The sequence below is a fragment of the Xanthocytophaga flava genome, from assembly GCF_030068545.1.
In the GTDB taxonomy this organism is placed as follows: domain Bacteria; phylum Bacteroidota; class Bacteroidia; order Cytophagales; family 172606-1; genus Xanthocytophaga; species Xanthocytophaga flava.
The window spans coordinates 14,267-28,170 of record NZ_JASJOR010000048.1; the positions used below are offsets into that span (position 1 = coordinate 14,267).

11 protein-coding genes are annotated in these 13,904 nt (G+C 40.3%); 5 read left to right on the plus strand and 6 right to left on the minus strand.

Features of this window, described 5'->3' with window-relative positions; translation table 11 throughout:
• The first annotated feature begins 229 nt into the window (after positions 1-229).
• Positions 230-2,593: a penicillin-binding protein 1A gene (locus QNI15_RS36535; RefSeq protein ID WP_314036926.1), complete on the plus strand. Its 2,364-nt coding sequence runs from the start codon at positions 230-232 to the stop codon at positions 2,591-2,593.
• Positions 2,594-3,367: 774 nt separating this feature from the next.
• On the opposite strand, the gene QNI15_RS36540 is transcribed toward QNI15_RS36535, so the two are convergent.
• The gene (locus QNI15_RS36540; RefSeq protein ID WP_314036928.1) at positions 3,368-4,930 is read right to left on the minus strand and encodes a S8 family serine peptidase; all 1,563 of its coding nucleotides are present in this window, start codon (positions 4,928-4,930) and stop codon (positions 3,368-3,370) included.
• Between the two features lie 149 nt (positions 4,931-5,079).
• On the opposite strand from QNI15_RS36540, the gene QNI15_RS36545 reads away from it, so the two are divergent.
• From QNI15_RS36545 to QNI15_RS36555, 3 genes are all read left to right on the plus strand, one after another.
• The gene (locus QNI15_RS36545; RefSeq protein ID WP_314000228.1) at positions 5,080-6,369 is read left to right on the plus strand and encodes an aminopeptidase P family protein; all 1,290 of its coding nucleotides are present in this window, start codon (positions 5,080-5,082) and stop codon (positions 6,367-6,369) included.
• A 936-nt stretch (positions 6,370-7,305) separates the two neighbouring features.
• Positions 7,306-8,259 carry a nitrilase family protein gene (locus QNI15_RS36550; RefSeq protein WP_314036930.1) on the plus strand — a complete coding sequence of 318 codons (954 nt, stop codon included), beginning with the start codon at positions 7,306-7,308 and terminating at the stop codon, positions 8,257-8,259.
• 4 nt (positions 8,260-8,263) lie between these two features.
• A complete protein-coding gene (locus QNI15_RS36555) occupies positions 8,264-9,076 on the plus strand; it encodes a hypothetical protein (RefSeq protein WP_314036932.1) in 813 nt (270 codons plus the stop codon).
• Here the strand turns inward: QNI15_RS36555 and QNI15_RS36560 are convergent.
• From QNI15_RS36560 to QNI15_RS36580, 5 genes are all read right to left on the minus strand, one after another.
• Positions 9,073-9,831 (minus strand): LytR/AlgR family response regulator transcription factor, encoded by a 759-nt coding sequence (locus QNI15_RS36560; RefSeq protein WP_314000234.1) that lies wholly within the window; start codon positions 9,829-9,831, stop codon positions 9,073-9,075. The genes QNI15_RS36555 and QNI15_RS36560 overlap by 4 nt on opposite strands.
• Entirely contained in the window at positions 9,803-10,942 is a 1,140-nt protein-coding gene (locus tag QNI15_RS36565; protein WP_314036935.1) for a sensor histidine kinase, read from the minus strand. Before QNI15_RS36565 ends, QNI15_RS36560 begins: the two co-directional genes overlap by 29 nt.
• Before the next feature lie 14 nt (positions 10,943-10,956).
• Positions 10,957-11,778, minus strand: coding sequence for a PIG-L deacetylase family protein (locus tag QNI15_RS36570; RefSeq protein ID WP_314036937.1), 822 nt, complete (start codon positions 11,776-11,778; stop codon positions 10,957-10,959).
• The gene (locus tag QNI15_RS36575) at positions 11,775-12,392 is read right to left on the minus strand and encodes a hypothetical protein (protein ID WP_314036939.1); all 618 of its coding nucleotides are present in this window, start codon (positions 12,390-12,392) and stop codon (positions 11,775-11,777) included. Before QNI15_RS36575 ends, QNI15_RS36570 begins: the two co-directional genes overlap by 4 nt.
• A 115-nt stretch (positions 12,393-12,507) precedes the next feature.
• Positions 12,508-13,260 (minus strand): DeoR/GlpR family DNA-binding transcription regulator, encoded by a 753-nt coding sequence (locus tag QNI15_RS36580; RefSeq protein WP_314036941.1) that lies wholly within the window; start codon positions 13,258-13,260, stop codon positions 12,508-12,510.
• A gap of 62 nt (positions 13,261-13,322) precedes the next feature.
• Here QNI15_RS36580 and nudK point away from each other — a divergent pair, with 62 nt between their 5' ends.
• Entirely contained in the window at positions 13,323-13,901 is a 579-nt protein-coding gene (gene nudK / locus QNI15_RS36585) for a GDP-mannose pyrophosphatase NudK (RefSeq protein WP_313983590.1), read from the plus strand.
• The last annotated feature ends 3 nt before the right edge of the window (positions 13,902-13,904 follow it).

Below are 13,904 nucleotides of genomic sequence, written 5' to 3' on the forward strand. Positions count from 1 at the left end.
TTACGTAAGGTTATTTGCCGAACAAAACTACGTAAACTTTTTCTGATAAAAAAATGAAGTTTTATTTCACATATCTTTTTACCTCATTTTATCGTTTTAGGATATGTATTTTCTTTATAAATTCCTATTTGCCTGACTTTGTATGTACATAGTGATAAAAACTGTGTGGGTAAAAAAGACAGCTGTATGTAAAAATACTATATCTTTGAGTTAAAAAAAATCAATAGCTGTGACTGTTTTCGAAAGTATTTGGTTGATAATTAAAGAATTATACGCAGAAGCTTTGCAGTGGCTGCGAAAGCCCAAGAACCGGGTTGAGAAATCGTGGATGATATTTATTGCGCTGCTTCTATTCTTCCGATTGTATCTCTGGAGTGTGGAGTACAATTTCTTGAATCTTTATGGAGACATTCCAACGATTGACAAGATTCAGAACCCCAAGATTGACAAGCCCTCCGAACTATATACTTCAGATGGAGTTCTGATTGGAAGGTACTATCGTGAAAACCGAAATCCTGTAACCTACAAGGAAATTCCCAAGGTAATGGTGGACGCACTGGTTGCAACAGAGGATATTCGATTTTATGATCATGCCGGAATAGATCTGAAATCTCTCTTTGCAGCAGTATGGGATGCTATTACAGATAATCCTCGCGGAGCCAGTACCATCACCCAACAGTTGGCTAAGAACTTGTACAAAACCCGGCGGCAGAAATCCCAAGGTTTGCTAAGCAAAGTCCCAGGAGTAAAAATGCTGGTGACCAAAACCAAAGAGTGGATGACCGCCATTAATATTGAGCGGACTTATACTAAGGAAGAAATTATTACACTTTATCTGAATACAGTTGATTTTGGTAGTAATGCCTATGGTATCAAAACTGCCGCTCAGACTTTCTTCAATACAACTACTGAACATCTTACTACTGAGCAGGCTGCTCTATTAGTAGGATTATTGAAGGCTCCTACTACATATAGTCCGGTACTAAATCCGAAAAATTCCCTGCGTCGGAGAAATACAGTTTTTTCTCAGATGCAACGCTATGGTTATCTTACGGCTCAACAGGTAAAGGATCTCTCACAAAAACCTATTGAGCTGGATTACAAAGTAGAACAACATACAGATGGACCAAATAATTATTTCCGCTCCTATATAAACTCTTATCTTGAAAACTGGTGTACAGACAATGATCTGGATTTGTATACAGATGGATTAAAGGTCTATTGTACGATTGATTCCCGAATGCAGAAATACGGAGAAGATGCAGTCAAAGGGCAGGTCAAAATTATGCAGAACCTGTTTGACAGCCACTGGAGCGGACGTAAGCCCTGGACTAGTAATGCAGGAGTGGAAGCACCTAACTTTATTGAGAATAATGCAAAACGCACTGCTTTATACAAATATTTGGTAAAGAAATATAAGAATACGCCAGACTCTGTGTGGATTGTGATGAATACTCCCAAAAAGATGAAGGTGTTCTCCTGGCAGGGTGAAAAAGAGATGACTATGAGTCCAATGGATTCCATCCGTTATTATAAGCATTTTCTGCATGCAGGTATGATGACAATGGATCCTTTTACGGGGTATATCAAAGCTTGGGTAGGTGGAATCGACTTTGAGCACTTTCAATATGACCATGTGAAACAAAGTAAACGTCAGCCGGGATCTACGTTTAAACCTTTTGTGTATTTGACTGCTATTGATAAAGGATGGGCTCCGTGTGATAAGATTCAGGACATTCGTAAGACATTTAATTATATTGAAGATGGCGAACCTAAATCCTGGACACCAAGCAATGCTACAGGCACCTTTACAGGTCGGGATATGACCCTGCGTCATGCACTTGGCCGATCGATCAATTCAGTTACAGCTCAATTGACTGAAAAAGTAACTCCGGATGCAGTAGCCGAATATGCACATCGTGTAGGGATTAAAAGTTATGTCAAGCCAGTGCCTTCTATTGGTTTGGGATCAGGAGAAGTAACTATCATGGAAATGACTGCTGCTTATAGCACGTTTGTGAATGAAGGCATTTATACGGAGCCTTTGCTGATTATGCGCATTGAAGACTCAAAAGGAAATATTATTCATCAGTTTACTCCTGAACGTAAACGAGTTCTTAGTCAGGAAACAGCTTGGTTAATGATACATATGCTGAAAGGGGGGATTGAAGAGCCAGGAGGAACAGTACAGAACCTTTGGTCATTTGACTTATTCAGAGGCAATGAACTGGCAGGTAAGACCGGAACTTCACAGGATCAGGCAGATGGATGGTTTATGGGACTTAGCAAGGATCTGGTAACAGGTGTATGGATGGGAGGGGATGACCCGGTTATTCACTGGCGTAGCCTCAGCATGGGAGAAGGTTCTAAAACTGCACTCCCTGTCTATGGAAGATATATGGAAAAAGTTTATTCTGATAAGTCATTAGGTATTACAATGGGATATTTTCCAAAACCTAAGGTGCCCATCACAAAAGACTATCATTGTGTTACCATCTTGCCGAAGCGGCCAACCGTATCACTGGATTCTTTACGGATAGATGGAGGAGACGAAGGAGGGGAAGAAGAAATCCAATCACTTGACAGTTTATAAAAAAGACGCCGGATTCCTAAAGTCCGGCGTCTTTTCTTTTTGAATTAGTAGCTCTTGCTTGCGCATAACTCACTACAAGCTGTTTTTTGTAAGGACAAGTCAGCCTGTCCGAACAATGAACAATTTAGGTTTTATTCACAGCAGTTTTGCTTTTGAACATAACTCCAATCACTTTATAGTTTGTGCATAACTCACGGCAAAAACTTTTTTGACCGGAACTCCGATCACTTTTTCTTCTTGCGCATAGTTCACTGCAAGAAGAAAAAGTGATCGGAATTCACCGCAAAGCAACCAATTATAGCAAATTCCACGAACGCATTTCTTGGATGTTAATTCCAATCAGGGCGTTATTCTTGAGAGTAGAATACTCTAAAGAACAATAGAAAAAGGTTAAGCCACAAAGAGAATACTGGTGACATTAATCACGAAAGGTGGTGTAGGTGTGTAGGGATAAAAATTCCGCGGGCCTAGCGTTGGCCCTGTGGGGCGAAGCTTTGGAATTTTTTGCCTTTTTTTGGTTATCACGCCGTGGCGTGACAAAAAAGTGACACGGTGATAAGGAGAGTAATGTTCTGGACTTTAAACTAACTTTGGAAGAATAAAGCAAAAAATGAAGAGGCCAGTGTAACAATGATCAAGTGGACTATCAATAAACTCAGGAAGAGAGAGCTCTTAAAAATAAATCAGGACCTATATTCTTTTCAAAAGTATAGGTCCTAATAAGATTCACATCCAAAATTTGGGATGACTCATATGTTATAAATACTAGTGTTATTATTTATCCTCCCAGAAAATTTCTATCACCTCACTACCAAGATCAACGGTTGTGCGTTTTTCATCTGATTGACGATGTAGTGTTAAGCGACTGTTTACTAAGGCAAGTACTTCTTGTTTCGATACCACTTGGGCTGTCTTTTTATGGAATATAACAGCTCGTTCGGCATCTGGGTCTGAAGTCTGCACTTCGTATGATTTATTTGACGTGTGTATCTCCCGGATGGTATTTACTTTGGCTGTAGAATCTTTTACAAGCTGAAGTGCCTTTCGGGCATCAGGTACGCCATATCCGATATACGTATTGCCATATGGATACAAGTGAGCTGATTTTTCGATGATCCGCATAAGTTGTTTATTGGTCAGCTTTGGATTTTTCTCCATCAGGCAGGCTGCCAGACCCGTAATAACAGGTGCGGAGAAAGAAGTACCATTAGGAGAGAAGCAGGATACATTGGGTTTCAGATAGGGTAGGAAGTCAGGACCAATACTACTATAACTAATCCGGTCACGGGATTTGGCTTTTGTAGCGCCTATAGATAATACACCTTGTGCATCTGCTGGAGTAGAAATAATCCGCCAGTTTGGGTCATCGCCTTCGTTGCCTGCTGAAACCACAATCAACATGCCTTTCTGGTCTGCTGCAATTTGAGCTGCCTTGCTGATCTTACTTGTTTTTCCATCCATTTCAGAGGGTTTGTAGTTTTCTTTTGCATTAGAGAATCCCATTGCATATCCCAATGATGTGTTAATCAGACGTACTCCCAGACTATCCATTCGTTCGATGGCTGCAATCCAGTTATCCTCTTCCGTACGTGTTTCTCTTACTCCATGATCTGTGCGGGCAAGATAAAAAGTAGCTCCTGTAGCCATACCAAATTCCATTCTTTGATTGGTATTGTATCCTCCTACCAGTTGTAGTACTTCCGCACCATGGTAGTCTGAATGAGTTTCCATGCTGAAGAAATCTTCTGTATGACTAGGATTTACAAAGTCTCTAGTGTCTTTGATGCGGTTCTCGTCCCGAATCAGTTGCAAAGAGGCGCTTGTTGCAACGCCATAAAAACCCACATCAATAATGCCTACTTTTATTCCTTTCCCTGTTAAACCTTCTTCTATAAAGGCTTTAGCTCCGATCTGATTTAATACTACACTATAAATCTCAGGCGTAAGCTGTCCATCTGTGACACTGCAAATTCGGAGACGGCTATCTATACCATTGATCTCCTGTACAAAAGGAAGTTTTTTTACTGCCTGTAGTTGCTTTTCATCAAGATACGCTGATGTTGCATTGAGCCATTTGGATGTAACCTGTGTTTCAATACCCAGATCTTTTAGCTGCCGGATATAGGCCGGGTTAACAGGAGCATCTGTATCCTGATAAACTGCGAGTCCCTGCTGCATTCTGTTTTGCTCAGCCTGAGGCGAAATCCATGTATTAGCAGAATAAACGGGTTTGTCTTTAAATGTGATCCAGTACTTTTGCTGAGCTGATGCCCATGATGACATCAGGAGAAATAACCCACAGGCCAGGCCCGATAATCGCATCCGATAGTTGTTCATGTCTTTACAGGTCTTCTTAAAAGTAATTTTTAGAGAATAATTACATTGGGTAAAGAAATACTTGTGATTCACTCTGATTATATGCTTTTTTGCGATTTCCTTCCACAGGACTGGAAGATCTCCAGAATAATGCCAAACTATAATCACAAATGAAGTACGCGCCTATCCCCAAAGAATTATTTATTAAAAATAGAGAAAATTTTGCAAAACTCCTGAAACCTAAGAGTATTGCTATTTTCCATTCCAATGATGTAATGCCTACCAATGCCGATGGCACTATGGGCTTCCGTCAAAATAACGATCTGTTCTATTTATCTGGTATTGATCAGGAAGAAACTGTTTTAATCATTGCACCTGATTTTCCTGATCCGAAGTTTCGTGAAATACTCTTTGTGCGTGAGACCAGTGAACTGATTGCTATCTGGGAAGGGGCTAAACTAACAAAACCTCAGGCTACAGAAGCGTCTGGTATTACAAATATTCAGTGGACAGATCGGTTTTTGCCTATGTTGCAGATTTTGTTGTCTGAGTGTGACAACATCTATCTGAATGCCAATGAACACACACGGGCTGTAGTAGAAGTGGAAACGCGTGATGCACGATTTGTGAAGTATTGCAAAGATCGTTTTCCATTACACAACTATGTTCGGGTGGCTCCTTTGATGCATAACCTGAGAGCTATCAAATCAGAAAAAGAGATAGAACTGATGCAACATGCCTGTGATATCACTGAAAAAGGATTTCGCAGAGTATTGAAGTTTACGAAGCCGGGTGTATTGGAATATGAAATTGAAGCTGAATTTGCACATGAGTTTATCCGCAATGCAGGCAACTTTGCGTATCCTCCTATCATCGCGTCAGGAGCTAATGCTTGTGTATTGCACTATGTAGAAAATAATCAACCCTGCAAGGATGGAGATGTAATCTTGTTGGATGTGGGTGCCGGATATGCCAACTATGCAGCGGATATGACCAGAAGTATTCCTGTGAATGGGCGCTTTACACCGAGACAGCGTCAGGTGTATGATGCCGTGCTACGGGTAATGCGTGAATCAACCAAGATGCTTGTGACCGGAAACTTATGGGATGAATACCACAAAGAGGTAGGCAAGATCATGGAAAGCGAGTTAATTGGACTGGGCTTGCTGGACAAAAATGAGGTTGCAAAACAGAATCCGGATAATCCGTTGTATAAGAAATATTTCATGCATGGAACGTCTCACTTCCTTGGACTCGATGTGCATGATGTGGGCAACAAGTACCGTCGCTTTGAACCTGGTATGGTATTTACTTGTGAGCCGGGTATCTACATTCCGGAAGAAGGTTTGGGTATCCGTCTGGAAAACAATATCCTTATCACTGAGAACGGAAATACTGACCTGATGGCTACTATTCCTGTGGAGGCTGAGGAGATTGAAGAGATTATGAATAGCAAATAAGCTGCTTTCATTTCTACTATTGAATGTGAGTCTTATAACCCAAACTTATGCTTTTGAAAAGAGTATGGTTTGGGTTAATTTTTAAGGAATCTCTCTAGCTGAGTTGACTTACAGTCCCAATCATCATTCTTCTTGCGGCCTCTTCATTTTCCAAGTTGGTTTAAAGTCCAGAACATCACTCTTCTTATCACCGTATCACTTTTTTGTCACGCCACGGCGTGATAACCAAAAAAAGGCACTTTTTGCCGATCCTGCCCCGCGCAAAGCCGGGGCTTTCCCTTATCGTGTCCCATAACTTTTCCAGAAATGAAGGTTTTAGGGAAAGATCTATTTTTTACCTTTTCAATCCCCTTTTGTCCTTCTGCAAGAAACTCGTGACAAGACCGGCGGCCTTTCCGATTGGTGATAATTCTTTTTTCTCAGAAAGTAAACGCCACTCTGTTTGTCACGAGATCCTTACAGGAGGACAGGTGAGGTAGTTTGAGTGGTTTTCTTAAGGTGACAGCATTGAGCATCTGCTGCTTTGGTGGGTAAAACCTTGTTGGATACTATCACAAGCCTGAACATGTAGGATCTCTTTGTCCCAACGCAACGGACGTTGCTTTCAATCTAGGTCCGAACGGATGTTCGAACCAGCTCCTTCCATTTGAACCAGTTTCACCTTCCCTAAAAACCTTTTTTTACAAAAGATATGGAACAAGATAAGCAGCTTTCCTTGCCACAGAAAGAAGCCTTACACACCTACACTACCTTTAATGAGTAAAGGATACTTCACACTCTTTGTAGCTCCATTGTTTTTCATTTGTTATTTATTCCTCAACATTTGGAGTAACTCCTATTTTTATAAAATAGAATTTCTCTGATGTGAGGTTTTTTAGCTGGCGTCTTTTATTTTCATGCATTCATTGATCTTTCCAGCTAACCATTTTTACAACTATGCAGAATCTCCGAATTGCGACCGCACAATTTGAAAACAAGAGTGGAGACAAAGAATACAATTTAGGTATTATCCGAAAGCTGACGGCCAGAGCTGCTGAGCAAGGGGCTCAGGTTATGGCGTTTCATGAATGTTCCATTACAGGGTACACCTTTGCCCGCCATCTGTCCAGAGAGCAGATGCTGGATCTGGCAGAAAGAATTCCTGAAGGGGAAAGCATTGCGAAGCTAACGGCAATCGCCAGAGAATACAATGTAGCCATACTGGCCGGACTCTTTGAAAAGGACGAAAAAGATCAGCTTTTCAAAGCCTATGTTTGTGTAGATAGTAATGGACTGGTTGCTAAATACCGTAAGTTGCATCCATTTATCAATCCTCATCTGTTGCCTGGCGACCAGTATGTAGTATTTGATTTATATGGCTGGAAATGTGGCATTCTGATTTGTTATGACAACAATGTGATTGAAAATGTAAGAGCAACCGCTTTGTTAGGAGCAGATATTATTTTTATGCCTCATGTAACTATGTGTACACCTTCTACTCGTCCGGGGGCTGGCTTTGTAGATCCAAAGTTGTGGGAGAACCGGGAAGCGGATCCAACCTCACTGCGGATAGAGTTTGATGGCATGAAAGGCCGAGCCTGGCTGATGAAGTGGCTTCCTGCCCGTGCATATGATAATGGTATTTATGCCATTTTTTCCAATCCGATTGGGATGGATGATGACCAGTTGAAAAATGGTTGTTCGATGATTCTGGACCCTTTTGGCGATGTTATAGCCGAATGCCGTAATCTGGGTGATGATGTAGTAGTGGCTACCTGTATCCGTGAGAAGTTGGAACAGGCAGGTGGATATCGTTACCGGAAAGCTCGCCGTCCTGAATTGTACAAAGATGTAATTGGTCAATCTCATCAGTCAGAGCAGAAAGTTGTCTGGCTTAACTCTGAGGAATAAGTAAATGATTTGTAAAGTTAACCGTGTTAGTTCTGTAGCAGAAGCGAAATATCTGGAAGATGTAGGAGTGGATATTATTGGAATAACAGTCAATAGATTAAAAAAAGATGATCCGGTTGAAAAATATGATAGCCGTGCGATAAGTTATGAAGAGGCGATAAGAATAAGAAAATCCCTCTCAAACGCAAAGCTATGTATTCATGAACATTGGTACTCCTACTTTGACGATTCGTTTGATACAAATGCATTTAAAAAAGTTTGGTCAGAATTGCGACCTGATTATGTCAATGTACATGTACAATTAGCTAACTTACATTGGAAGGATAGTGATATAAAATCCTGGATTGAATCAGTTAATAAGTATGATCTGCCTTTAATTGTGTTTGGAGAGGGAGTTGGATATGATACACCTTTGTACTGGGATATTGATGATTTAAAGCTCTTCAACAACCTAGCATATATGGAGATGTGGTGCCAATCAATTGTGCAAAGCAGTTGGTGTTATTTTCAATCAGAGGAAGTACTTGGAATAAAACAAAGTGAAACATCGGATGTATTATTAGACACTGTAATAGATTATTTCGCGCAAATGCCTGTTTTGGTGTGTGATGAATTTGTGATTGAGTCTTTGTTATCTGATTTGCAACGAGTGAAAGCAAAAGGTATAAGTGTATCCCTAGAGAGTACCGCAACTGATATGTTTACAGAAAAGGCTGAGGCTGAGTTTGCTTTTCTTAGTGAGATCACTTCCCAATACTATGATCTGGATTCTGTTGTTGCTATGGTAAGAGCAATTAAAGAAGGTGCAGAAAGTTAGATCGTTTCCATGCGTTTCTTGAGATTGTTCAGATAATGAGAGCCGGTTTGAAGCCGGCTTTCTGTTTTATCCCGCATGAGTACTACCAGTTTGCCTGCAAAATATCGTTGGATTTCCCGGACCTGTTTGTAATTAATAATGACTGAACGACTGATACGTATAAAATACTCTGGCAACTTGTCTTCCAGCGTGCTAATTGTCAGATCTGTGATATAGTGTTGAGAGCCTAATGTATATAAAAACACATAGCGGTCATCTGCCTGAAAATAGCTTACATCCTCCAGCGGAATCACCATAAACCGATCCCCACATTTTACTGTCAGCGAAAAGATCTCTTTTTTAGGAATAAACTGGGTTAGTAACTGATTGAGCTGAGAGATGGAATACTGGGGTGTACTTTTCAGATTCTTTATTTTTTCAACTGTTTTGGCCAGACGTTCTTCTTCAATCGGTTTCAACAGATAGTCTACCGAATTTTCTTCAAAAGCTTTAATGGCATACGCATCATACGCTGTTGCAAATATGACCATAGGAATATGGGTAAGCTTTTGAAGAAGCTCAAATCCATTCATTTCTGGCATTTCAATGTCAAGAAACACAATATCCGGTTTGTATTGCTCAATAAGTTGCAAAGCTGCATTTCCACTTGAAGCCTCTCCAACTACCTGAAAGAATGTATCATACTTTTGTAAAAGTCCTCTTAGACGTTGAATTGCCAGAGGTTCATCATCTACCAAAATGGTTCTGTAAATCATAGGAATACTTGTTGTCGATAGATTCAGATAGTATCTGTGTATTGATCCTTCCCAAATCGATATGAATAGCTACCTGTTTATCCGGATCATTGGTGATAACCAGATCTGTTTTTTCTTTGTAGAGGAGTTTTAGTTTGTCGTAGATAGATTGTAATCCATAGCCAAAGCCAACATTGTTACTAAAGAGAGGGCCATTATCGTGAACAGACAGTATAAGCTGGTTATTTTCTGATTTCACTTTCAACAGAATGATACCCGGATTCGAGATTTTAGAGACTCCATGTTTGACTGCATTTTCTACCAAAGGTTGAAGCAGAAAACGTGGGATGGGTTGTTTAAACAAGAAATTAGTTTGAATGTCAATATGATAAGTCAATCGGTTGCCAAAACGAACCTGTTCAATTTCCAGATATGTCCGTACAAGTTCGATTTCGTCGGATAAGGTATGAAATAATGTATTGGGAGTGGTGGTACTATACCGAAAGAATCGGGACAACAAGATCACCATTTTAATAGCCTTTTTAGGCTCATGCTCTATAAGAGTAACCAGTGAGTTGAGTGCATTATAGAGAAAATGTGGATTGATTTTGGCTTGCAAAGCATCCAGTTCTGCCTGAGTCTTTAGCTGTTCGAGTCTAAGTAGTTGAAGCTGCTGTTCTGTAATCCTTTGATTCCGACCTTCATCGTATTTAACAAAGGTATAGGTAAGCAGCCCTGACGAAACAATACCAGCTCCAAATAGCCAGCGCAATGAATTACCTGCAAAAGGTGCTGTCTGTAATGTTTCGAAGTGATACACCAGACTATTAATTAGTTGGGTAATAATGAATATGAATATCCCAAGCACAATGTATCGGAGCCATTGTTTCCGGATCTGAAAGTCTACATGCTGAAAAAGCCTGATTACAATAACAGTGGCTATCGCTTCCAGACTATTTCCAAGAATAATCCACACATAACTCTGATCCTGTCCGGCTTTGGGTACTTCCTGCCAGAGTGTGGTAAAGCCCTTAATGAGAAAATAGATCAAAGCAGCAAATGCCATATCCATAGTCAGGGTAATAATTACCTGAAATAGAAAAAAGCGAAACTGCCTGAAACTATTTTTCATCTGGAGTATATGCTTTATTTGAAGAGGTCTACCTGTATTTTGCTGCTTCCATTCCAGGGGCGTAAATAGGCTTTCCCTTTGGTTTGCCCAATCAGCAGAAAGATTTCATCCATGTCATCTGGTGTAAACTGCGACTTATGACAGGCATATGATGTGCGAGCTGTTTTCAGATCTATAGCCTCGTATGCAATCTGATACGTTAGATATTTGGTCAGAGTGGTATGAAAAGATTGACTTAGCCATTTGCCTGTAAATGTTTTCATTGGTGGCATATTCTGCATGGCTTCTTTGGGAAAGGCTGTATAAAGTAGTTGTGACCCATTATTTGCACCATTCTGAAAAACTTCCGTAACCACATCACTTACAATCCGATGGTCTGCATGCCCATACCCTCCATCAGGTCCCCAGGTAATCACAACATCTGGTTTTAGTTCTGTGAATAATTTGACAATGTGTTGGTGTAAAACTTGTAATGTCTCCAGAGAGTACAATCCTCCATCCTGTAATCCAAAGAATACAGGTGGTTTAATCCCTAATTGTTGACAGGCACAAGTGGCTTCTGCACGACGAACTTTCCCCAGCGTATCACCTGCCGGAATCTTTGCATGAGGTGTTACCCCTTGCTGGCCATCTGTGGCAATAGCCAAATAAACCTTTGTGCCCTGACATGCATAGCGAGCCAGAACAGGCGAAATTGCTACCTCATCATCCGGATGGGCAAAGATCGCCAAAATAGTTTTTGTAGCGAATGTCTGGGATGTAGGTGTTTGCGCCTGAGATCGCAGACCGATAAAAGTAGTTAACCCAAAGAGAAAAACGGTGTAAATAGTTTTCATACAGAAGGTGAAAGATTGGATTTAGGAGGATTGAATATTGACGTTTTGCTAAAGGCCCAACCAAGGTAGAGTAAAGGAATAGCCATGAGTATATCTGAAAAATGGGCTAGTAATTCAATGCGTAAAATACGGCTAACAGGGAAAGTCAGTGTACCTACACAAAGTAATATACCCGTCCAGATTGGAATCGTCCGGGCTCTGATTAAGCTGATAGCCAGGAAAAAGAGGTTGATGACAAACAAAGGACCAGGCCAGAAAAGCAATAGATTAGAGGCTACCGGATAGTGTGAAAAGCCTTCCAGATAGGTTTGGTGGGAGATAGAAAAGATAGCAGAATATACTCCCACAAAACCAAAGTTGATGCCTCCCACACAACTGTATATACTAACAACTATACCAATACGTGATACATAAGGCATTTTGTCCCTAAGCAAATAGTAAAGAACACACAGAGCAGGAATCCAGAATACCAATGCGATAACCAGGATCGTACCACCTGTTACACCGTATTCTTTACCCTCCCAGAAAAAAGTAGAAATCAGTAATAACACAGGAGCCAATAGGAGTGTCAGCCCTGCAAATTTGGAATCAAGAGAATGTGTTGCTGTTTTCATAGACCTTTTGAGAATAAGTTATGTACAAAGCAACTATATCCTAACAGGTTAACCCACCAATTTCAGGTAAAGGGCTATTTCAGTTGTATAGAATATGAAAAATGGTGTATCAACCTTATTCAACACAAATAACCTGTAGCCCTTGATCCTGATAGGGCTTTACCTTTTTCAGATCTGCATCTGTGATCAATGTATGGATTATGTCTAATCCCGCAAACTGAAGATATTTATCCTGACCAAGCTTTGTTGCATCGCAGAGAAGATAAACCTGAGCAGAGTGAGCTGCCATTGTCAGCGTAATAGAGGCTTCTTTTTCACTCAGTGCACTTAATCCGTTCTCTGGCGAAATACCATCTACTCCTATAAAAGCGCGATTTGCCTGGTAACGTTTAATATGTTCTTCAGCTATACTTCCGTGTATCGCTTGCCGTTCCACATCCAGTTCTCCTCCAATAAGATTGATAGAAACAGATGAACCTTGTAGCTCATACACAACAGGTAAAGAGTTGGTTATCACCTTGATCTTCTTGTGTCGAATATACGGACAAAGCCTGAAGACTGTACTGCCACAATCCATAAAAATTATATCGCCTTCCTGAATGAATTGAGCAGCCACACGGCAGATCTTATCTTTCTGCTCTGCATTTGTGGTTGTTTTATTACTGAATGTAACAGGGTTTTGAACCAGACTTAAACGCATAGCTCCACCATGTGTCCGATGCAGAAGTCCTTCAGATGCCATCTGAATTAAATCTCTTCGGATGGTTATCTCAGAAATATTCAAAAGCTGAGCGAATTCTTTTACTTCTACTTCTTCTTTTTCTTCCAATAACCTGAGAATAGTTTGTTTCCGATTTTGAAAACTCATAGGAATGTAAGTATATTTGATCAAATATAATCATAAAAAATCAAAATCAATCATATACTTCTATGACACCAGCCATTCGAATCAATAATACCGAGATCTTATCCAACAACTGGTATACCTTAAAGAAGGTAAATTTTGAAATTCAGCAGAAAGATGGAAGCTGGCAGACACAATCCCGCGAAGCATATGATAGAGGAAATGGAGCTACCATACTGCTGTATAATAAAGAGCAACGGACAGTGATTCTGACAAAGCAGTTTCGTATGCCAACCTATATCAACGGTAATCCTACAGGTATGTTGATCGAAGCTTGTGCAGGACTGCTGGACAAAGATAATGCAGAAGATTGTATTCGTCGGGAAACAGAAGAAGAGACTGGATTTAAGGTAAAAGAGGTAAAAAAAGTTTTTGAAGCCTATATGTCACCTGGGTCTGTTACTGAAATCCTGCATTTTTTTGTGGCTGAATACAACAAAGATCAGAAAATAGGAGAGGGAGGAGGATTACATGAAGAACAGGAGAATATAGAAGTGATGGAGATAGATTTTGAGAAAGCGTTAGCTATGATGGAATCCGGAGAGATTAGAGATGGGAAAACAATTATCTTATTGCAATATGTGAAATTACAAGGATTAATGTAATGG